The sequence below is a fragment of the Sphingomonas sp. SL1004 genome (assembly GCF_057815015.1).
This window is the reverse complement of record NZ_JBYMUX010000001.1, coordinates 460881-480928: the sequence shown is the minus strand read 5'-3', so window position 1 is coordinate 480928 and position 20048 is coordinate 460881. Positions and strand designations below refer to the sequence as shown.

Genomic DNA, 20048 nt, shown 5'->3' with positions numbered 1-20048 from the left:
TTCCCCCCTTCTGTTCCTTCGCGAACGCGGGGTCCCAGGAATCAAGCAGCGCTGCGCGCGGTTACCCTGGGCTCCCGCCTTCGCGGGAGAACAGATACGGGCGGGAGATCGGTCAAGTCGCTCAGGGGTAGCTTTACGAAGCCACCGACTCTCCAAGCATCCCCTTCAACACCTCGTTCACCACGGCAGGGTTGGCCTTCCCCCCCATAGCCTTCATCGTCTGGCCCACGAAGAAGCCGAACAGCTTGTCCTTGCCGCCACGATAATCCGCGACCTTGTCCGCGTTCGCCGCCATCACGTCGGCGATCACAGCCTCGATCGCGCCGGTATCGCTGGTCTGCTTCAACCCGCGATCCTCGACCACCTTCGCCGCGCCGTCACCAGTCTCGAGCATCACCTCGAACACCTGCTTCGCGAGGCTACCCGACAGCGTGCCGTCCGCGATCAGGCCCAGCAATTCCGCCGCCTGAGCAGGCGACACCGGCGAGTTCTCGATATCCTTGCCGGTCCGGTTCAATGCCCCGAACAGCTCCGACGTCGTCCAGTTCGCCGCCGCCGCCGGCTTCACGCCTGCGTCAAGCAACGCATCGAACCACCGTGCCGCCTCGACTTCGGCGGTCAGCACCGTCGCCTGATACGCCGTGATCCCCAGCGCTTCGTACCGAGCCCGCTTCGCATCAGGCAGTTCCGGCAGAGACGCGCGGCACTCGGCCAGGAACGCGTCGTCGAGCACCAGCGGCAACAGATCGGGATCGGGGAAGTAGCGGTAATCATGCGCGTCTTCCTTCGACCGCATCGACCGCGTCTCGTTGCGATCGGGATCGTAAAGCCGCGTTTCCTGCTGGATCTTGCCGCCGGCTTCGAGCACCTCGACCTGGCGCTTGGCCTCCTGCTCGACCACCGCCATCACGAAGCGCACCGAATTGACGTTCTTCGTCTCGGTCCGCGTGCCCAGCTCGTCGCCGGGCTTCCGCACGCTGACGTTGACGTCGGCGCGCATCGAGCCTTCTTCCATGTTGCCGTCGCACGACCCGACATAGCGCAGGATCGATCGCAGCTTCCGCAGGTAAGCGCCTGTTTCCGCAGGAGACGCGAGATCGGGCTTCGACACGATTTCCATCAGCGCGACGCCCGAGCGGTTGAGATCGACGTACGACTGGGTCGGATGCTGGTCGTGCATCAGTTTGCCCGCATCCTGCTCGACATGGATGCGCTCGACGCCGATCCGCTTGCCCGCGGCATCGGGGTTCTTCTCGTCGAGGCTGATGTCGATCGCGCCCTCACCGACGATCGGATGATAGAGCTGGCTGATCTGATAGCCCTGCGGCAGGTCGGCGTAGAAGTAATTCTTACGGTCGAACCGCGACCATTTGTTGATCTGCGCCTCGATCGCCATGCCGGTGCGGACCGCTTGGCGGATGCACTCGCGGTTCGGCACCGGCAACATCCCCGGCATCGCCGCATCGACCAGCGACACCTGCGTGTTGGGCTCCGCGCCGAATGCGGTCGCCGCGCCCGAGAAGAGCTTGGCGTTCGACGTCACCTGCGCGTGCACTTCGAGGCCGACAACGACCTCCCACTCGCCGGTTTCGCCCTGGATTCTGTAATCGCTCATCGGTTCTTCCGTCTGTTCTGGCGCTGCAGCGCGCGCCGTTTCAGCGTTTTCTGTCGTTCTCGGCTAATGGGCGTCGATCGCGATCGACCGAAGCGTAACCGCTTAAAGCTCTCGGCGAGACCTTCTCCAATGACTTGGAAAAACATCTCGCCGATCCAACTCACCACCAAACATCCGGACGCGCGACGAACCCCGCCCGCTGTTCGATCGCGAGACCCGCGTTCAGCACGCCTTGCTCGTCGAGCGGCTTGCCGATGATCTGCAGCCCGAGCGGCAGACCCTGCTTGTCGAGGCCACCCGGCACCGACATCGCCGGCAACCCAGCGAGCGACGACGGCACGGTGAAGACGTCGTTCAGATACATCGCGATCGGATCGGCCGACTTCTCGCCGAGCGCGAAAGCCGCCGAAGGTGCAGTCGGGGTGAGGAGGACGTCGCACGTCTCCCAAGCCCGCTCGAAATCGCGCGCGATCAGCGTCCGGACCTTCTGCGCCTGCGTATAATACGCGTCGTAGAAGCCGGCCGAGAGAACGTAGGTGCCGATCATGATGCGGCGCTTGACCTCGGGGCCAAAGCCGTCGGCGCGGGTCGCGGCGTACATGTCCTGCAAGCCGGCGCCGGTCGGCAGGTCGCGGATCCCGTAGCGGACGCCGTCATAGCGCGCGAGGTTCGACGACGCTTCGGCGGGCGCGATGATGTAATAAGCGGGCAACGCGTATTTGGTGTGCGGGAGCGAGACCTCGACGATCGTCGCGCCGGCATCCTTCATCCAGGCGATGCCCTGTTGCCAGAGCGCCTCGATCTCCTCGGGCATCCCGTCGACGCGATATTCCTTGGGAATGCCGACGCGCAGGCCGTTGAGATTGCCCGATAAACCCGCTTCCCATTTGGGAACGTCGAGCTGCAACGAGGTGCCGTCCTTGGCGTCGAACCCGGCCATCGCCTCGAGCAGGATCGCGCAGTCCTTGACGTCGCGCGCCATCGGCCCCGCCTGGTCGAGCGACGAGGCGAACGCGATCGTCCCCCAACGCGAGCAGCGGCCATAGGTCGGCTTAATGCCGCTGATGCCCGTGAAGGCGGCAGGCTGGCGGATCGAACCGCCGGTGTCGGTGCCGGTCGCGCCGGGACAGAGCCGTGCGGCTACAGCCGACGATGAGCCACCGGACGAGCCGCCGGGTGCCAGCGACGCATTACCGCCATCGTTGCGCTTCCACGGCGAGATCACGTTGCCGAACGCAGACGTTTCGTTCGACGAGCCCATCGCGAACTGGTCCATGTTCAGCTTGCCGAGCATCCCCGCGCCCGCGTCCCAAAGATTCTGCGAAACGGTCGACTCATAGGTCGGCGTGAAGCCTTCGAGGATGTGGCTCGCCGCGGTCGTCGTGACGCCATTCGTGCAGAACAGGTCCTTCATGCCGATCGGCACGCCGGCCAGCGGCTTGAGCGTCTCGCCGGCTTCGCGCGCGGTATCGGCCGCGGTGGCGGCGGCGATCGCGTGTTCGGGCGTCTCGACAAGAAACGCGTTCAACGCCTTGGCCTGGCTCACCTTTACGATGAACGCATCGGCGACTTCGCGGGCTTTGAAGGAACCGTCGCGAACGCCGTCGCGGATGCCGGCAATGCCGAGATCTGTAAGGTCGGTCATTATTCGATCACCTTCGGCACGGCGAAGAAGCCATGCTCTGCCACCGGGGCATTGGCCAAGACCTGCTCGCGGATCCCGCCGCCGGTCAGCGGGTCGGCGTTGACGACGTCGTCGCGCAGCCGCAGCGTGTTCGGGATGACGGCGGTCATCGGCTCGATACCGGTCGTGTCGACCTCTTCGAGCATCTCGATCCAGCCAAGGATGTTTCCGAGTTCCGGCGCCATGCGGGCGGCGTCCTCGTCGGTGATCGCGATGCGCGCAAGGCTCGCGATCCGCTTCACGGTTGCAGTATCTACGGACATGCCGTGCGGCTAGCACCGCGTGGCGCGGGCGCGCAATATGTTTCCCTGGCATATTCGTATCCTCCCCCGCCAGGGGGAGGTGGCGCGAAGCGTCGGAGGGGGAGGACGCGGAACCTCGGTTACCCTGTCCTCCCCCTCCGTCTGGCAAGAGCCAGCCACCTCCCCCTGGCGGGGGAGGATCGTGAGGGAGCCCGTTGCAACCTTCCCCCGCTTCCGGCACGGGAGCCGGACCGCCTGCACGGAAGGTCCCGCTTGGCCCGCAAGTTTCTCTATTTCGTCGCCGCGATGATCGTCCTCGCGATCGCCGCGCTGCTCGCCTACCGCCTGTTCGGCACGCAGTTGATGCGCGTGGCGATGGTCCCGAGCGAGACTTTCCAGGCGCAACGCGAAGCCCCGCGCAACATCTACGCGCGGAAAATCATGTGGCTCGCCCGCCCCGACGCGCCCGGCAACCCCGCGCTTTGGACGCCGCCCGGTTACACGCCAGGCAAGCCCGGCACAGGCGCGGCGATCTTTTTCATTCACCCGACCTCGTACATCAACCGCGATCACTGGAACGCGCCGATCGACGATCCGGAGACCAATGCGCGGGCGGAACTCTTCCTTCGGGGCCAGGCAAGCGCGTTCAACCAGGCCGGCGACATCTGGGCGCCACGATATCGCCAGGCGACGTTCGGCGCGTTCCTGACCAGCGCCGCAGATAGCGAACGCGCGCTGGCGCTGGCGTACGGGGATGTCTCCGCCGCGTTCGACCGGTTCCTCAAGGAAGCCGGCCCGACCCGCCCGATCATCCTCGCCGGCCACAGCCAGGGCGCGCTCCACCTCACCCGCCTGCTGCGCGACCGCATCGCTACCGATCCCAAGCTGAAGGCACGGATCGTCGCAGCGTATGTCGTCGGCTGGCCCGTCTCACGCGCGACTGATCTTCCTAAGATGGGTCTCGTCGAATGCCGGACCGCCGACCAAACCGGCTGCATCCTGTCGTGGGAGAGTTTCGCCGAACCCGCCGATCCGTCGCTGATCGTCGACACCTACGACCAGACCACCGGCTTCGACGGCCAGCCGCGCAAGGCCACGCCTATGATCTGCACCAACCCGCTGACCGGCACTGCCGACGCGACCGCACCCGCCACCGCCAATCTCGGCACGCTCGTCCCGTCCGCCGACCTCAAGACCGCGACGATGGCGATCGGCAGCGTCCCCGCACGCTGTGCCGACCGCGGCTTCCTGCTGATCGGCGAGGGTCCGAACCTCGGGCCGTACGTGCTGCCCGGCAACAATTACCACGTCTATGACTACAGCCTGTTCTGGGCGAACATCCGCGCCGACGCCAACCGCCGCCTGAAGGCTTTCGCGCAATGATCACGCTCTCAGCCGCGCAGTTCCGCGATGCGCTCCCCAATGGCGGCAGGCTGATCGGCCTCGACGTCGGCACCAAGACGATCGGCACCGCGCTCTGCGACGCCGGATGGTCGTTCGCGAGCCCCGCGCTCCTGATCCGCCGCACCAAGTTCCAGAAGGACAAGGCCGCGCTTGCCGAGATCATCAAGGCGCAGGCGGTCGTCGGTCTCGTCATCGGGCTGCCGATCAACCTCGACGGCAGCGAGAGCCCGCGCTCGCAATCGACGCGGGCGTTCGCGCAGAACCTGAAGGACATGGGTATGCCGATCCTGCTCCAGGACGAACGCTGGTCGACCGTCGCGGTCACCCGCACGCTGATCGAACAGGACGCCAGCCGCGCCAAACGCGCCGAACTCGTCGACAAGATGGCCGCCGCCTACATCCTCCAGGGCGCGATCGACGCGCTGGTGACGGCACAGATCTAGCGGCGCTCGACCCGGTAGAGCGCCGATCCGCCGTTGGTCCAGATCAGGCGCAGATCCGCGGCCTTCGCTGCGCCGGGCGGAAAACCGATCGTCCAGACATGCGTGAAGGCGGCACGGGGGAACTCCGCGATCGCCGTCTTGAAGTTCGAACCGATGTCGGGACAGATCGACGGATAGACGCTCTGGCTGGGGTCCGAGGTATAGGGTGCGGCGACGGCGTAGCGAATGTGCACCGCCTGCTGCCCCTCGATCGCCCATTGCTCGTTGGTAAACGCGTCACGTCGGACGATCGCCAAACCGGGAAGGTGATCGCGCCGAAGATCGGTCCATTCCCCGTTGCAGGGCCGGGCGATAAGCGACAGCACCGCGGCGCCCTGTGGGATCACGGCGATGGCCGCGAGTTCGCGCTGTTGCTCCACTGATCGCTCGGCAAAGCTTGCCGTCGTGCCGGCCAAACGAATCAACGCGAACGCGACTGCCATCGTCGCGAGGATCCTCGACCGGACGCCATCGGTCGGCCGTATCGCGATCAGCCCGAGCATCATGGTCGCAGGCGCCATCCGCATGTCGACATAGGCCCCGCCCATCAACAAGCGCGGCAGGACGACGAACGCGCCTAGGCACAACAGCGCGGGCCAGCCGAGCAGAGGCGAAAACCCCATCCGCCGGCTTCGCGATACGAGGTACAACAGCAGAACGATCGGCACCAAGGACAGCAGATCAAACCACTGCCAGCGATCGCGAAACAGCGACAACAGCCACAGCGCCTTGACGGGCACGTTGAACCAGTCGGCTGCACCGAGCCCCCCCGCCCCCTTGCCGGTGGACGCAGCCATGATGATCGACGGCATCGCGAGCGACACACACTGGAGCGCCGCAAGCCCAAAGGAAACAGGCCAGCGTCGCCCGGCGGCGCGGAATCGTGCCAGTTCCGCCCCAGCCGCCATCAACCCCAGGAGCCCCCAGCCAAAGCTGTGCGAGATCCACACCGCGCACGAAATCGGCACGAAGACGATCGCGCGCACCAGCAGGCAATTCTGCCGCCCAAGCCTGATCCACAACGCCAGCGCGCAAAAAGCCAACGACTGCGACAGCGCAAAATTGACGAAGCCGAACTGGAAGGGCCATGCATAGGCCAGTGGGAGCGCGAAGATCGCGGTTGACGGCACGCGTCCATGTGTCTCACGCGCGGTCCACCACAGGCCGGCGACGGTCAGCATCGGGATCGCCGTCACCATGAGCTTGGTCGCGGTTTCCAGACCGGTCAGCCACGCCAGGGTCGGAACGAGCAGGTCCATTCCGAGATTGGGGATCAGTGCCCAGCGATACGCGTAATAGCGTTGAAGATCCGGCGAAGTCGGGAGCGCCATCGCGATATGCCAGCGGCCCATGTGTCCGGGCAAATCGCCCAGCGGAGGCAGCGCCGGCGACAACAGCGGCACAGCGGACAGCAGGATCAGTACGATGGCGAACCAGCGCGTTTCCCACCACCGGCCGCCGGTCCCGTTGATCATGTCGTCCTGCATCAATCCCCCTGTCCGCAAACCGAATCCCATGCCCGTGCTAAATTCCGGTTAACCATCGCGCCATGGATCGATACGCTCGACCCCTTGCCCCTCGTCAACGCGGCCACTATCCCGCAGCTTTAATGCGAACCTCAGATCACCGCCCCGCCGCCCTCATCGAAGGCGGCGCCGTCTTCCCGCACCGGCATCTCACCGGCATCGACGGGCTCCAGCCACACGAGATCGCGTTCCTGCTCGACGAGGCGGAGACGTGGGTCGGCGCGAACCGGACGCACGCCACGCCCGACAAGCGGCTGGCCGGGCTCACCCAGATCAACGCGTTCTTCGAGAACTCGACGCGTACCCTGCTGTCGTTCGAAATCGCCGGCAAGCGGCTCGGCGCCGATGTCGTCAACATGCACGCCGCGCAGTCGAGCGTGAAGAAGGGCGAGACGCTGATCGATACGGCGATGACGCTCAACGCGATGCGCGCCGACGTGATCGTCATCCGGCACATGTCGTCGGGCGCGGTGCGCTTGATCGCGGACAAGGTCGATTGCCCGGTACTGAACGCGGGCGACGGGCGGCATGAACATCCCACGCAGGCTCTCCTCGATGCGCTGACGATCCGACGGCGGAAGGGCTCGATCGCCGGGCAGCGCGTCGTGATCTGCGGCGATCTGCTGCACAGCCGGGTCGCGCGGTCGAACATCCTCGCGCTCACCGCGCTGGCCGCCGAGGTGCGCGTGTGTGCGCCATCGACGCTGATGCCGCCGATGATCGAGCGGATGGGGGTCACCGCGTTCACCGATTTCGACAAGGCGCTGGAGGGTGCGGACGTGGTGATGATGCTCCGGCTCCAGAACGAACGAATGGACGGCGCGTACGTCCCCTCCACGCGCGAATACCGGATGCGCTACGGCCTCACGCTCGACCGGCTGGCGAAGGCGGCGCCCGATGCGCTGGTGATGCATCCCGGCCCGATGAACCGCGGCGTCGAGATCGACTCCGCTGTGGCGGATCACGCGCGCTCGGCGATCACCGAACAGGTCGAGATGGGGGTGGCCGTCCGCATGGCCTGCCTCGACGTGCTGACGCGAAGAGCGCGCGGCGTGGAGGGGTGGGCATGATCCTCGCACTGACGAACGCAACCCTCGCCTGCCCCGTCGGCGGCGTGACGAAGGGCAATGTGCTGGTTCGCGACGGCGTGATCGTCGCGACCGGGATCGTCGACATTCCCGCGGACGCCCAAATCGTCGACTGTGCTGGCCAGACCGTAGCGCCTGGCATCGTCGATCTCGGCGTGGCGAAGGTCGATCGCGCAGCCTTCCGCGCAGGCGGTATCGTCCGGATCGGTCTCATGCCCGATCAGTCGCCGGTGCTGGACGACCCCGGCATCGTCCAGCGCGCCGCCTTGATCGGCAAGCCAGACCTCTGGATCCACCCGATCGCCGCCGCCACGCGCGGCCTTGAAGGCCATGATCTCGCCGAGATGGCGATCTGCCTCTCTGCTGGTGCGAAGGCGGTTGGAACGGGCAAGCACTGGATTGCCGACAGCGGCGTGATGCGGCGCGTGCTGGCCTATGCACGCGATCTCGACGTGACGGTCATCGCGCATGCCGAGGACGCCGGCCTCACTGCGGGCGCGGTCGCCACCGAGGGTGAAACGGCGACGCGACTGGGACTTCCCGCCGCACCCGCGATAGCCGAGGCGTTGGCGATCGCACGCGACCTGATGCTCGCCGAGGATACCGGCGCGCGTATCCACATCCGCCAGGTGACAACCGCGGCCGGGTTCGACCTCATCCGCGCCGCCAAGCGTCGCGGCGTCGGCGTCACTTGCGGCATCACCCCGGCGCATCTGCACCTGTCCGAGATCGCGGTCAGCGATTTCCGCTCGTTCGCGCTACTGTCTCCGCCGCTGCGAGCGGAGAGTGACCGACGCGCGGCGCTGGATGCTATAGCCGACGGTACGATCGACGTCCTGTGCTCGGGTCACGAACCGCGCGGACCGGAGGAGAAGCGGCTGCCGTTCACCGATTCGAGCAGCGGGATGGCGGGCGCGGAGACGCTTTTGCCGCTCGCGCTGATGCTGGTCCGCGACGAGCTGTTGACGCTCGAGCGGCTGTTTGCCCTGCTGGCGCGGAATCCAGCGCGGGTCCTGGGGCTCGATACGGGCACGCTGCAGATCGGCAAGCCTGCCGATCTGATGCTCTTCGACAGCCAGGCGCCGTGGCAGATCGTCGGCGACGCATTCAAGGCCGAAGCGGGCAATACGCCGTTCGACGGCCTGCCGGTACAGGGTCGCGTGTTGCGGCTGTGGAAGGGTGGCCGCGAGGTTCTTTGAAGTTGACTGCCCCGATCAATACCCCGCCCCGGCGAAGGCCGGGGTACAATGGGAAAGGTCGGCGTAACTGAGCGCAGTCCTTCGTCGGGAACGTCCCCCAATTGGGCCCGACCTTCGCCGGGGTGGTAGCCTAAGCCCTCAAGACCGCGACGCCATCTGCATCTCGGACTTGCGGAGCCACTGCGCCATCGCATCGCCTGCCCCCATGCGGACGAAGCAGGCACCGCCCTTGGCCCGGTATTGGCGGCACATCGCATCCGCCGCCGATCGCGTGAAGCCACCGACCGAAAGCCGATAATAGTCCTCGCCGCGCGCCTTGAAGTTCATTCCGTTCGGCGTGTAGCCGGCGAGCGCGGCGAACCGGCGGGATGCTCGGCCCCACGCATCCTTGGCGACGCCGGCGCTCTCGAACGCGCCGAGCTGGACGTACCAATTGCCCGCCGCCGGTGCCTTCACTTCATACGCCGACGTCGCCATCCCGCGCGCCGACGCGACCGGTACGGACGCGACCTTTATCGGCCCGCCGGTGGGACGCAGCATCATCGTCGGCAGCGACTGGACGACCTCCTGCCGCGGCCCGAACGACACCTTCGAGAACCCGGCCGCCGGCGCCGTCACAGCACCCGCGGCCGAGACCGCGGCCACCTCGACCGGAGCGGCCATCACGACCGGATCCGCGGCCGCCACAGCCTGTTCGGGCAGGCCCGGTACGACGGGTGCCGCCGCATTCAGCGCCAGTGCGACGGGCTGGCCGGCATCCGCCACCGCCCGAACGCCGAGCAACCCCGCCACCTGATCCGACGCGTTGGCGGGCTGCGCGAACGCCGCCCATTGCTCGAGCCGCGCATCGACGTCCGCCGGCGCCATGTCCGCCGCCGCGACCACGCGTGCCGCCTGCCATTGTCCGGCCAGGGCAAAGCTCAGCGCGAGGTTCTGGCGAACCTTGGCATTCGATTCGGGCGAGCGCGCCGCTTCGGTCAGCACGACGATGCCGCCCGCCGTGTCGCCAGCCAGCGACATCGCCAGCCCGCGGTCCACCGCCGGGATGATCGCCGCGTTCGCCGCCAGGGTCAGCCGGGCCGCCTGCCAATCGCCCGTAGCGACTTGTGCCAGGGCCAGGTTCAACGCCGCCTTTCCGTTGCCGGGCGACAGTTGCAGCGTGTCGGCGAACGCGCGCGACGCCGATGCGAAACGACCACCCTGCAGATAGCTCTGGCCGAGCAGCATGCGGTAGTCTGCCGATTGCGGCATCAGCGCAACGGCGCCCTCCGCATACCCGATCGCCACCGTCCCGTCGCGCTTAGCAAGCGCGGTCTGTGCCTTGCCCGCATTCGTCGCGGCGTTCTTGGCGGACAGCGCTGCGCTGCGATCACTGGCCGAGGCAACGGCACCGCCATTGGCCGCACAGCCGACCATCGTACCGCCGAGCAGGAGAGCCGACATGCCACCGAGAAGAAGTGCGCGCGTTTTCATCGGGATGATCCCTGTTCTAACGAAGTGGCTTGATCGGCGGCAGTTGCGCGACGAGCGCCTCCACCTCCGGCAAGGAGTGCAGAAAGGCGTCGAGCGCCTGCGTAACCAGTTGCTGCGACGAGAGATTGGTGACCGCGCTCGCCAGCCGCAGACGGAGATGCCGTTCGGTATCGAGCCTGAGCGTGAAGGCGGCCTTCGCCCCCTTGGTCTTCGACGCGCTCTCCCGGCCGATCCGCGTCGCGGTCGCGACCGACACCGATTTGACGGCGACCGGCCGCGCCTCGATCTCGACTTTCAACGCCTCGCGTTCGACCAGCACCGGCGGAACCGGCGAGCCCATGTCGTTCCAGCCCAGATCGTCGCTTGCTTCGGGCGCTGGCGGCAGGGTCAGGTCCTGCGGCCGCATCGCCGGACGCGCGGCACCCTTGCGGGCCAGCAGCGACGACGACAGCGACGCGAGAGGCTTTGGCTGCACCATGATATCAGCCGACCACCCGACGACCGAAGCCACCCGCGGTCGGGCGTTGCCCGGCGGCGGTCGGCACGCTGAACACGGTGCGACGGAAATTCTTCTCGAGCCGGTCGCAGACATAGGTCCACAGCGCTTCGATCTCGGCAGTCGACTTGCTCTTCGCATCGACCTCCATGACGGTGCGGCCGTCGATCATCGAGGCGGCGAAGTCGGTGCGCTGGTGGACGATGACCGGGGCGACGGTACCGTGCTGCGACAGCGCGAGCGCGGCGTCCGCGGTGATGCGGGCTTTCGGCGTCGCGGCGTTGACGACGAAGATCAGCGGCTTGCCGGCGCGCGCGCACATGTCGACGGTGGCACCCACCGCGCGAAGGTCGTGCGGGCTCGGCCGGGTCGGCACGACGATCAGTTCGGCGACCTGGATCACGCTCTGGATCGCCATCGTAATCGCGGGCGGGGTGTCGATCATCGCCAGTTTGAAGCCCTGCTGGCGGAGAATTTCGAGATCGGCCGCGAGCCGCGACACGGTGGTCTGCGCGAACGCCGGCTCCTCGGCGGTGCGCTCGTTCCACCAGTCCGACAGCGAGCCCTGCGGATCGATGTCGATCAGCACCACGGGTCCGTGGCCGGCACGCTCCGCCTGGACGGCGAGATGACCCGTCAAGGTCGTCTTCCCCGATCCCCCCTTCTGCGATGCGAACGCTAGAACGCGCATAAGTCCCCGAACCCCTGGTATTCGCGACGGGAATGGCACGCGGCGGTCTAAGAACCGGTTAACGTCGCTTCATAATGGGTGCGTATCGAGCGATATTAGCTGGATATTACCGCACTCCCGGCTGCTTCGGCTTTGCCTTGCGCGACGAACGGCGGCAGGGTGGCGACGAGCGGATGTTGAGGTAGAGCGATGACGATTGGGAAGCTTCTCTTAGGGACGGTCGCGATGGGCAGCCTGCTCGTCGCCGTTCCCGCGATGGCCGACGTGAAAGCTGGCGTCGATGCCTGGGCCAAGGGCGATTTCCCGCGCGCGGTCGGCGAATGGCGCCCGCTTGCCATTGCCGGCGACGCCGACGCGCAGTTCAATCTGGCGCAGGCCTACAAGCTCGGCCGCGGCGTACCGCTCGATCCCGCGCTCGCCGAAAGCTGGTTCCGCAAGGCCGCCATGCAGGGCCACCAGCAGGCCGAGGACAATTACGGGCTCGCGCTGTTCCAGGCCGGCAAGAAGACGGATGCGCTGCCCTGGCTTGAAAAGTCGGTCGCGCGCGGCGAGCCGCGGACCCAGCTCGTACTCGGCACGATGCTGTTCAACGGCGACGGCATACCCCGCGATTTCTCTCGCGCCTATGCACTGATGACGCGCGCCTCGGCATCGGGTCTGCAGTCCGCCTCGCAGACACTGGCGCAGATGGACCATTACATTTCCCCGGCGGATCGCGAGAAGGGTACTGCGCTCGCCCAGCAATATGCGCTGCAGGCCAAGCCACAGGGGCCGCCGCGCTCGACGATCGGCCAGTCCGACGTTCCGCCATCGCGTGTGGCCGAGACACCGCGCCCGTCGAGGATCGCACCAAGTTCGCTTCCTGCCCGCGTTCCGGTGCCCACGCGTGAACCGGTGCGCGAGCCTGCGCCCAAGCCGCTACCGCCGAAGCCCGTCACGGCCAAACCTGTCCCGCCTAAATCGATCCCGCCCAAACCCGTTGCCGCAAAGCCGATCCCGACACCCGCGCGGGCGGCCGGCAACTGGCGCATCCAGCTCGGCGCCTTCCGCGACCAGGGCAATGCCGAGACGCTCTGGAACCGTGTCCGCGGCAAGCTTCGCGGCGCCCAGCCCTTCTACCCGAAGGCCGGTAGCGTGACGCGGCTTCAGGCCGGCGGTTTCGCCTCGAAGGCGGAGGCGACGCGCGCCTGTGCCGCCGCGGGGACGCCCTGCGTCGTGGTCGCGCCCTGATCCTCTCGCGGAAAGTCTGACCCCGATGCTGCTGCTGGCTTTCGCCCTGCTGCCGACACCGCAATCCTGCGTAGAGACCAGGCAGCAATGCCGGGCCTGCCCGACCGACGGCAAACAGGGATGCTCTTCGGTCGGCATCGCCTGCCAGCCGATCCGCCGGGTCTGCGAGCCCGTTCGCCAGTCCAAGCAGGTGGATCGACGTACCGCCGACAAGCGATCACGCTAAGCCCGATTACGCGTCTCCGGGATCGAAACCTCGACCCTGTCGTTATGTCCCGACATCGACCGGGAGCTAGATGCATGAATTCGAAGACCTTGGCGCTGGCACTTGCCGGCGCAACGCTGTTGGCCGCGTGTTCTGGCCAGCAGCCTGCGACGACCACGACCAATGATGCGGTGGCGGACAATGGCGTATCGCTGCGCAACCTCGCCGAGACGGACGTAGCCGTCCCCAAGCCAGAACAGCTTACCGTCAAGGGCCGGTTGATCCCTACCCCATCCGATCCGACTTCGCGGCATTTCCTGTTGCGCGAGCGGAAAGCCGTCGGCGGCACGATCATCGCGATCCTGCGCCAGGAGCATGGCGGCAAGGTCGCCTATGCACGGACCGAGACCGATTGCGCCAACCGCCTGTTCCACGTGCTGGGCGTCGGCCCGAACCGCGCACTGGTCGAGACCAACGTAGCGCATGACGGCCCGCTGCGGCCTATCAAGGGCCTGCCGTTGCGCGAGGAGCTTGCGACCTATGTGTGCAACGCGAGCGGTACGCCGTTGGCGAAGGGCTGACCCGATTTGCATCCTCCCCCGCCAGGGGGAGGTGGCTGGCTCTTGCCAGTCGGAGGGGGGGGTAAGGGAAACCAGCGTTCCATGTCCTTTCCCTCCGTCGCCTCCTCCCCCTGGCGGGGGAGGATCGTAAGGGCGGCTAGTCCAGCACCCAGTGCTGCTTCGCGATACCCTGCGCATAGAGAAGCGCCGTCAGATCCCCATGATTGATCCGCGCCGCGGCTGCCGCCGCGACGATCGGCTTGGCGTGATAGGCCACACCAAGCCCGGCCGCCTCAATCATCGCCAGATCGTTCGCGCCATCACCGACCGCGAGTGATTCCTCAACCGCGATCCCCCGCTCGGCGATCGCGGCGTGGAGCGTCGTCAGCTTCGTATTCGACCCGACGATCGGCTTGGTCACCGTCCCCGTCAGCACGCCACTCTCGATCTCCAGCACGTTGGCGATCGCGCGATCGAACCCGATCGCCTTCGCCACCGGCTCGGCGAACCGCGTGAAGCCGCCCGACACCAGTACTGCCAGAGCGCCCCTTGCGCGCATCGTCCGCACCAGCGCCTTCGCGCCAGGCATGATCTTCACGCGTTCGGCCAGGCAGCGCTCGATGTCGCTTTCGGCTAGCCCCTTCAGCAGAGCCACCCGGGCGTCGAGCGCCGCTTCGAAGTCCAATTCGCCGCGCATTGCGCGTTCGGTGATTTCGGCGATCTGCGGCTTGATGCCAGCGTAGTCGGCGAGTTCGTCGATGCATTCGACAGTGATCATCGTCGAGTCCATGTCGGCTACGAGCAACGTCTTCGTGCGCGTCAGGCTCGATTGCACGACGACGTCGGTCGCGGGGAATGCCCCCTCGAGCGCGGTCCGAGCCGCATCCGGCGCCATCCCGAAGATCAGGTCGGCAGCGTCGCCTTCGTCGATCCAGCCGCTGACGCCCGGTGCGCAGACGGCGTCGCGCAGGCGGTCCATCGCGGTCGAAATATCGCCTGCGGTCAGCGTGCCCGAGGCTATAAGCGTTGCCGTGAACATAGAAACTCTCCCGAAGGTGGCGCTCATCGCAGGGCCGACCGCGAGCGGCAAGTCCGCGCTCGCGCTGGCCGTAGCCGCCCGCCACGACGGCGTCGTCGTCAATGCCGATTCCGCGCAGGTCTATGCCGACCTCCGCGTTCTCACCGCGCGGCCTTCGGTCGAAGAAGAGGCGAGCGCGCCGCACCGCCTGTTCGGCCATGTAGACGCCGCCGACGCGAGCTACTCCGCCGCACGCTGGGCCGCCGAGGTGACGCAGGCGATCCAAGACACGCTGGCCGAGGGCAAGCTCCCGATCCTGGTCGGCGGCACCGGGCTCTACATCCGCACCTTGCTCGACGGTATCGCGCCTGTTCCCGCAATCGACCCGGCCCTTCGCGAGCAAGTCCGCGCGCTCCCCGTCGCCGAGGCACACGCCGCGCTCGCGCAACTCGACCCACAAGCCGCCGCCAAGCTCAACGCAGCCGACACTACCCGCGTGGCCCGCGCGCTTGAGGTCGTCCGCGGCACCGGCCGCACGCTCGCCGACTGGCAGACGGAGAAAGTCGGCGGGATCGGCGAGACGATCGACGTCCGCGCGCTCATCCTGATCCCCGACCGCGACTGGCTCAACGCGCGCATCGACCAGCGTTTCGCCGAGATGGCCGATACCAGCCGGGAGGAGATCGCCGCGCTGCTTGCCCGCACCGACATCCCGCAGGACGCCCCGATCCGCCGCGCGATCGGCGTGCCCGAGATTGCCGCGCTCGTTCGCGGCGAGACCTCGAAACCCGACGCCATCGCCGCCGGATCGCTCGCCACGCGGCGCTACGCCAAGCGACAATACACTTGGCTAAGGCACCAGCCTCCCGCCATCTGGACGCGCACCGAAGCCCTCGATCTCTCAACGCGCCTGCAGCAATTTGAAACTATATTGCTCAAATGATGTTTGACACGCATCTTTTATATCGGTAGCCGGCCCCTCCACGAGACGCTAAAGGCAGTGTTCTCGCAAAGGATGATATGAAATGACCGAGAAGAGTGGAGCCGATATCCTGATCGAGGCGCTGTGCGATCTCGGCGTGGAGGTCGTCTTCGGCTATCCGGGTGGCGCCGTGCTGCCGATCTACGACGCGTTGTTTCGCTCGGGTCGGATCAAGCACATCCTCGTGCGCCACGAACAGGCTGCAACGCATGCCGCGGAAGGCTATGCCCGCTCGACCGGCAAGCCCGGCGTGGTGCTCGTCACCTCGGGCCCTGGCGCGACCAATGCGGTCACGGGGATCACCGACGCGCTGATGGATTCGATCCCGATGGTCGTGATCACCGGCCAGGTGCCGACCGCGTTGATCGGCACCGACGCGTTCCAGGAAGCCGATACCGTCGGCATCACGCGTCATTGCTCGAAGCATAATTATCTCGTGAAGGATCCCGCCAAGCTTGGCGACGTGATCCACGAGGCGTTCCATATCGCCACCTCGGGGCGTCCCGGCCCGGTGGTCGTCGACATTCCCAAGGACGTGCAGGTCGCGACCGCGCGCTACAAGAAGCCGGGGCCGATCCAGCACAAGACCTATCGCCCGCAGGTGAAGGCCGACCAGTCGCAGATCGAGCAGCTCGTCGACATGCTCGCCGCGGCCGAGCGTCCGATCCTGTATACCGGCGGCGGCATCATCAACTCGGGGCCCGCCGCAAGCCAGTTGCTGTGCGAGCTCGTCCGCATCACCGGCGCGCCGGTGACGTCGACGCTGATGGGTCTCGGTGCCTATCCCGCGTCCGGGCCGCAGTGGCTCGGCATGCTCGGGATGCACGGCACGTACGAAGCGAACATGGCGATGAACCAGGCCGACCTCGTCGTCGCGCTCGGCTCGCGCTTCGACGACCGCGTGACCGGGCGGCTGGACGCGTTCAGCCCGAACTCGCGGAAAGTGCATATCGACATCGACCGCTCGTCGGTGAACAAGACCGTGCGCGTTGATCTCGGGATCATCGCGGATGTCGGCCATGCGCTCGAGGACATGGTCCGGATCTGGAAGAGCCGCCAGCATCCGAAGCCCGACACGACCGACTGGCAGCGGCGGATCGCCGGCTGGCGCGCGGTGAAGTGTCTCGACTTCCCCGAGAACGACCCGAACGAGATCATGCCGCAGCGTGCGATCCGGGCGCTGTTCGATGCGACGCACGCGCGCTCGCCGATCATCACGACCGAGGTCGGCCAGCACCAGATGTGGGCGGCGCAGCATTTCGGGTTCGAGAAGCCGAACAAGTGGCTGACCAGCGGCGGTCTCGGGACGATGGGGTATGGCCTGCCCGCCGCGATCGGCGCGCAGCTCGGCAACCCGAACGCGCTGGTCATCGACATCGCCGGCGAAGCCTCGATCCAGATGAACATCCAGGAGCTGGCGACCGCGTCGCAATACCGGTTGCCGGTGAAGATCTTCATCCTCAACAACCAGTATATGGGCATGGTCCGCCAGTGGCAGGAGCTCACCTATGAGAGCCGCTATGCCGAGAGCTATTCGGATTCCCTGCCCGATTTCGTGAAGCTCGGCGAGGCGTATGGCTGGAAGGGCATCCTGATCGAGACGCGCGACCAGCTCGACGGCGGCATCGCGGACATGCTGGCCCATGACGGCCCGGTGATCGTTGATTGCCGCGTCTCGCAGCTGACCAATTGCTTCCCGATGATCCCGTCGGGCGCGGCGCATACCGACATGATCCTGCAGGCGAACGAAGTGTCCGGCACGATGGACGACGAAGCGAAGGCGCTGGTTTGATGGCGCAGTCACTTCTTCCCCCCTCCCGTGAACGGGAGGGGCCGGGGGTGGGCTCGCGCTCAACCCCGACCGGCATCGCTAGCGGCCATCCGCGCGCCCACCCCCTACCCCCTCCCGCAAGCGGGCGGGGGGGAGACTGAACCATGCACATTCCCCAGGAAAAGGCCGAGCGGCACACGCTCGCCGTCATCGTCGACAACGAACCGGGCATCCTCGCCCGGATCGCCGGCCTGTTCACCGCGCGCGGCTATAATATCGAGAGCTTGACGGTGTCCGAGATCACCGCGGACAAGTCGGTCAGCCGGATCACCATCGTCACCAGCGCTTCGCCGGCGACGATGGAACAGATCCTCGCCCAGCTCGACCGGCTCGTCCCCGTGCACAAGGTCACCGACCTCACGGCACAGGGCGCGCACGTCGAACGCGAGCTCGCACTGGTGAAGGTCCGCGGCACCGGCGACCACCGGATCGAGGCGCTGCGCCTCGCCGACGTCTACCGCGCGCGCGTCGTCGATGCGACGACGTCGAGCTTCGTGTTCGAGGTTACCGGCGGCATCGACAAGATCGACAAGTTCGTCGAACTCATGGGTGAAGTCGGTCTGATCGAAGTCGCCCGAACCGGCATCGTCGCGATCGCCCGCGGCAAAGAGCCGGCCTGAGTTTCCCGACCGACCTCAATTTTACCTAACCCGTCCCCCCATTCGTCACCCCAGCGAAAGCTGGGGTCTCCCCCGGCTCCTGTCCCGCAAGAGCCGCATGAGATACCAGCTTTCGCTGGCATGACGATTTTGCGGGCTCCGACGCTTCATGACCCAATTCTTCCAGAAAGGACCATTTCAATGCGTGTCTATTACGATCGCGACGCCGATCTGAACCTCATCACCGACAAGAAGATCGCGATCGTCGGTTACGGCTCGCAGGGCCACGCCCACGCGCAAAACCTCCGTGATTCGGGCGTCAAGGACGTCGCGATCGCACTTCGCGAAGGCTCGGCGACCGCCAAGAAGGCGATCGAGGCGGGCTTCGCGGTCAAGTCGAACAAGGAAGCTGCCGCCTGGGCCGACATCGTCATGATTCTCGCGCCCGACGAGCATCAGGCGGCGATCTACGCTGCCGACCTGCACGACAACCTCAAGCAGGGCGCAACGATCGCGTTCGCCCACGGCCTCAACGTGCATTTCGGCCTGATCGAGCCCCGTGCCGATCTCGACGTCATCATGATCGCGCCCAAGGGCCCCGGCCACACCGTGCGCAGCGAGTATGTCCGCGGTGGCGGCGTCCCCTGCCTGATCGCGATCGACCAGGACAAGTCGGGCAACGCGCACGACATCGCGCTCGCTTATGCCAGCGGCGTCGGCGGCGGTCGCTCGGGCATCATCGAGACCAACTTCCGCGAGGAATGCGAGACCGACCTGTTCGGCGAGCAGGCAGTCCTTTGCGGCGGCATCACCCACCTCATTCAGGCCGGGTTCGAGACGCTGGTCGAGGCCGGCTACGCGCCCGAAATGGCGTATTTCGAGTGCCTCCACGAGACCAAGCTGATCGTCGATCTGCTGTACGAGGGCGGCATCGCCAACATGCGCTATTCGATCTCGAACACGGCGGAGTATGGCGACATCACGACGGGGCCGCGGATCATCACGTCGGAGACCAAGGCCGAGATGAAGCGCGTGCTGGCCGACATCCAGTCGGGTCGGTTCGTGAAGAACTTCATCCTCGACAACCGCGCGGGTCAGCCTGAGTTGAAGGCGGCGCGGAAGCAGGCGCTGGCGCATCCGATCGAGAAGATTGGGTCGGAACTGCGCGGGATGATGCCTTGGATTGGGAAGAATGCGCTCGTCGATAAGGCGAAAAACTGACGGCGTCAGTTTTCGCTTTATCGACCGGCCGGCACGACGGAGCCCGCCCATAGGGCGCGGTTTCGCCGTGGCCGACGGACGGGCGTGGGGAGTGCGCTTCGGTTGCCCCACACCCCTCACCCCACCCCGGCGAAGGCCGGGGTACAATTGGAAAGGTCGTAGTGACGGAGGACAATCCTCCGTTACCGCCGTCCCCCAATTGGGCCCCGGCCTTCGCCGGGGTGGTGGCGTTTTGGGGTAAGCGCTCCTCTCCCCCAACACTCCCGTTTTTACCCCACTCCCGTTCCCCGCTAATCTCGTTTCCCGACTCAGTTCTCCCCCCTCTTGTTCCCCCGCGAAGGCGGGAGCCCAGAGTATCGGGCGGTGACCGTGGTTTAGCTGGCCCCCCGCATCCGCGAGGGAACCGCCTGCGCCCCCACCACCGATCCAAATCCGAAACACAGCGTTGGCATAACGCCGTTTGACGCAACGCAGCCGCTCGGCCAGCATCGCGCATCAAACA

The 20048-nt window shown here is 66.5% G+C and carries 19 protein-coding genes; 11 read left to right on the top strand and 8 right to left on the bottom strand.

Annotation, left to right across the window (positions count from 1 at the left end; all coding sequences use genetic code 11):
• Window positions 1-133: 133 nt before the first annotated feature.
• The 3 genes from gatB to gatC form a co-directional block, all read right to left on the bottom strand.
• Window positions 134-1615 carry an Asp-tRNA(Asn)/Glu-tRNA(Gln) amidotransferase subunit GatB gene (gatB, locus tag AC3D24_RS02215; RefSeq protein ID WP_093397113.1) on the bottom strand — a complete coding sequence of 494 codons (1482 nt, stop codon included), beginning with the start codon at window positions 1613-1615 and terminating at the stop codon, window positions 134-136.
• A 160-nt stretch (window positions 1616-1775) separates the two neighbouring features.
• Window positions 1776-3260, bottom strand: a complete 1485-nt coding sequence (gatA, locus tag AC3D24_RS02210; RefSeq protein WP_489027800.1) for an Asp-tRNA(Asn)/Glu-tRNA(Gln) amidotransferase subunit GatA — start codon at window positions 3258-3260, stop codon at window positions 1776-1778.
• Window positions 3260-3562 carry an Asp-tRNA(Asn)/Glu-tRNA(Gln) amidotransferase subunit GatC gene (gene gatC, locus AC3D24_RS02205; protein ID WP_056048145.1) on the bottom strand — a complete coding sequence of 101 codons (303 nt, stop codon included), beginning with the start codon at window positions 3560-3562 and terminating at the stop codon, window positions 3260-3262. Before gatC ends, gatA begins: the two co-directional genes overlap by 1 nt.
• A gap of 252 nt (window positions 3563-3814) precedes the next feature.
• On the opposite strand from gatC, the gene AC3D24_RS02200 reads away from it, so the two are divergent.
• Both AC3D24_RS02200 and ruvX read left to right on the top strand, forming a co-directional pair.
• Window positions 3815-4924: a DUF3089 domain-containing protein gene (locus AC3D24_RS02200; RefSeq protein ID WP_489027799.1), complete on the top strand. Its 1110-nt coding sequence runs from the start codon at window positions 3815-3817 to the stop codon at window positions 4922-4924.
• Window positions 4921-5388: a Holliday junction resolvase RuvX gene (gene ruvX / locus AC3D24_RS02195; RefSeq protein WP_489027797.1), complete on the top strand. Its 468-nt coding sequence runs from the start codon at window positions 4921-4923 to the stop codon at window positions 5386-5388. Before AC3D24_RS02200 ends, ruvX begins: the two co-directional genes overlap by 4 nt.
• Here ruvX and AC3D24_RS02190 read toward each other — a convergent pair.
• Window positions 5385-6914: a hypothetical protein gene (locus AC3D24_RS02190; RefSeq protein ID WP_489027796.1), complete on the bottom strand. Its 1530-nt coding sequence runs from the start codon at window positions 6912-6914 to the stop codon at window positions 5385-5387. The genes ruvX and AC3D24_RS02190 overlap by 4 nt on opposite strands.
• A gap of 122 nt (window positions 6915-7036) precedes the next feature.
• On the opposite strand from AC3D24_RS02190, the gene AC3D24_RS02185 reads away from it, so the two are divergent.
• Both AC3D24_RS02185 and AC3D24_RS02180 read left to right on the top strand, forming a co-directional pair.
• Window positions 7037-8023 (top strand): aspartate carbamoyltransferase catalytic subunit, encoded by a 987-nt coding sequence (locus AC3D24_RS02185; RefSeq protein WP_489027794.1) that lies wholly within the window; start codon window positions 7037-7039, stop codon window positions 8021-8023.
• A complete protein-coding gene (locus AC3D24_RS02180; RefSeq protein WP_489027793.1) occupies window positions 8020-9240 on the top strand; it encodes a dihydroorotase in 1221 nt (406 codons plus the stop codon). Before AC3D24_RS02185 ends, AC3D24_RS02180 begins: the two co-directional genes overlap by 4 nt.
• Before the next feature lie 138 nt (window positions 9241-9378).
• Here AC3D24_RS02180 and AC3D24_RS02175 read toward each other — a convergent pair whose 3' ends face one another.
• Genes AC3D24_RS02175 through AC3D24_RS02165 form a run of 3 tightly spaced genes read right to left on the bottom strand, consistent with a single transcriptional unit; the run spans window position 9379 to window position 11900 of the window.
• A complete protein-coding gene (locus AC3D24_RS02175; RefSeq protein ID WP_489027792.1) occupies window positions 9379-10713 on the bottom strand; it encodes an SPOR domain-containing protein in 1335 nt (444 codons plus the stop codon).
• Between the two features lie 16 nt (window positions 10714-10729).
• Complete coding sequence (locus AC3D24_RS02170; protein WP_489027790.1) at window positions 10730-11191, bottom strand: hypothetical protein; 462 nt, start codon at window positions 11189-11191, stop codon at window positions 10730-10732.
• 4 nt (window positions 11192-11195) lie between these two features.
• Window positions 11196-11900, bottom strand: coding sequence for an AAA family ATPase (locus tag AC3D24_RS02165; protein WP_489027789.1), 705 nt, complete (start codon window positions 11898-11900; stop codon window positions 11196-11198).
• A gap of 225 nt (window positions 11901-12125) precedes the next feature.
• On the opposite strand from AC3D24_RS02165, the gene AC3D24_RS02160 reads away from it, so the two are divergent.
• The 3 genes from AC3D24_RS02160 to AC3D24_RS02150 all read left to right on the top strand — a co-directional run bounded on the left by AC3D24_RS02160 (window position 12126) and on the right by AC3D24_RS02150 (window position 13916).
• Window positions 12126-13130 (top strand): SPOR domain-containing protein, encoded by a 1005-nt coding sequence (locus AC3D24_RS02160; protein WP_489027787.1) that lies wholly within the window; start codon window positions 12126-12128, stop codon window positions 13128-13130.
• A 25-nt stretch (window positions 13131-13155) separates the two neighbouring features.
• Window positions 13156-13356: a hypothetical protein gene (locus AC3D24_RS02155; protein WP_489027786.1), complete on the top strand. Its 201-nt coding sequence runs from the start codon at window positions 13156-13158 to the stop codon at window positions 13354-13356.
• 74 nt (window positions 13357-13430) lie between these two features.
• Window positions 13431-13916, top strand: coding sequence for a hypothetical protein (locus AC3D24_RS02150; RefSeq protein WP_489027784.1), 486 nt, complete (start codon window positions 13431-13433; stop codon window positions 13914-13916).
• A 136-nt stretch (window positions 13917-14052) separates the two neighbouring features.
• On the opposite strand, the gene serB is transcribed toward AC3D24_RS02150, so the two are convergent.
• Entirely contained in the window at window positions 14053-14934 is an 882-nt protein-coding gene (serB, locus tag AC3D24_RS02145; protein ID WP_489027782.1) for a phosphoserine phosphatase SerB, read from the bottom strand.
• On the opposite strand from serB, the gene miaA reads away from it, so the two are divergent.
• From miaA to ilvC, 4 genes are all read left to right on the top strand, one after another.
• The gene (gene miaA / locus AC3D24_RS02140) at window positions 14927-15856 is read left to right on the top strand and encodes a tRNA (adenosine(37)-N6)-dimethylallyltransferase MiaA (RefSeq protein ID WP_489027780.1); all 930 of its coding nucleotides are present in this window, start codon (window positions 14927-14929) and stop codon (window positions 15854-15856) included. The genes serB and miaA overlap by 8 nt on opposite strands.
• Window positions 15857-15938: 82 nt before the next feature.
• Entirely contained in the window at window positions 15939-17687 is a 1749-nt protein-coding gene (locus tag AC3D24_RS02135; protein WP_489027778.1) for an acetolactate synthase 3 large subunit, read from the top strand.
• 143 nt (window positions 17688-17830) lie between these two features.
• Window positions 17831-18346: an acetolactate synthase small subunit gene (gene ilvN / locus AC3D24_RS02130; RefSeq protein WP_380778862.1), complete on the top strand. Its 516-nt coding sequence runs from the start codon at window positions 17831-17833 to the stop codon at window positions 18344-18346.
• A 180-nt stretch (window positions 18347-18526) separates the two neighbouring features.
• Window positions 18527-19546 (top strand): ketol-acid reductoisomerase, encoded by a 1020-nt coding sequence (gene ilvC, locus AC3D24_RS02125; protein WP_120299962.1) that lies wholly within the window; start codon window positions 18527-18529, stop codon window positions 19544-19546.
• Window positions 19547-20048 lie beyond the last annotated feature (502 nt).

Bases quoted from the DNA above. Each gene is read 5' to 3' on its own strand.
- AC3D24_RS02170 (WP_489027790.1), bottom strand. From the start codon at position 11,191: ATGGTGCAGCCAAAGCCTCTCGCGTCGCTGTCGTCGTCGCTGCTGGCC.
- AC3D24_RS02175 (WP_489027792.1), bottom strand. From the start codon at position 10,713: ATGAAAACGCGCGCACTTCTTCTCGGTGGCATGTCGGCTCTCCTGCTC.
- AC3D24_RS02135 (WP_489027778.1), top strand. From the start codon at position 15,939: ATGACCGAGAAGAGTGGAGCCGATATCCTGATCGAGGCGCTGTGCGAT.
- ilvC (WP_120299962.1), top strand. From the start codon at position 18,527: ATGCGTGTCTATTACGATCGCGACGCCGATCTGAACCTCATCACCGAC.
- ruvX (WP_489027797.1), top strand. From the start codon at position 4,921: ATGATCACGCTCTCAGCCGCGCAGTTCCGCGATGCGCTCCCCAATGGC.
- AC3D24_RS02190 (WP_489027796.1), bottom strand. From the start codon at position 6,914: ATGCAGGACGACATGATCAACGGGACCGGCGGCCGGTGGTGGGAAACG.
- serB (WP_489027782.1), bottom strand. From the start codon at position 14,934: ATGTTCACGGCAACGCTTATAGCCTCGGGCACGCTGACCGCAGGCGAT.
- gatA (WP_489027800.1), bottom strand. From the start codon at position 3,260: ATGACCGACCTTACAGATCTCGGCATTGCCGGCATCCGCGACGGCGTT.
- AC3D24_RS02185 (WP_489027794.1), top strand. From the start codon at position 7,037: ATGCGAACCTCAGATCACCGCCCCGCCGCCCTCATCGAAGGCGGCGCC.
- AC3D24_RS02165 (WP_489027789.1), bottom strand. From the start codon at position 11,900: ATGCGCGTTCTAGCGTTCGCATCGCAGAAGGGGGGATCGGGGAAGACG.
- AC3D24_RS02155 (WP_489027786.1), top strand. From the start codon at position 13,156: ATGCTGCTGCTGGCTTTCGCCCTGCTGCCGACACCGCAATCCTGCGTA.
- AC3D24_RS02180 (WP_489027793.1), top strand. From the start codon at position 8,020: ATGATCCTCGCACTGACGAACGCAACCCTCGCCTGCCCCGTCGGCGGC.
- gatB (WP_093397113.1), bottom strand. From the start codon at position 1,615: ATGAGCGATTACAGAATCCAGGGCGAAACCGGCGAGTGGGAGGTCGTT.
- gatC (WP_056048145.1), bottom strand. From the start codon at position 3,562: ATGTCCGTAGATACTGCAACCGTGAAGCGGATCGCGAGCCTTGCGCGC.
- ilvN (WP_380778862.1), top strand. From the start codon at position 17,831: ATGCACATTCCCCAGGAAAAGGCCGAGCGGCACACGCTCGCCGTCATC.
- AC3D24_RS02150 (WP_489027784.1), top strand. From the start codon at position 13,431: ATGAATTCGAAGACCTTGGCGCTGGCACTTGCCGGCGCAACGCTGTTG.
- AC3D24_RS02160 (WP_489027787.1), top strand. From the start codon at position 12,126: ATGGGCAGCCTGCTCGTCGCCGTTCCCGCGATGGCCGACGTGAAAGCT.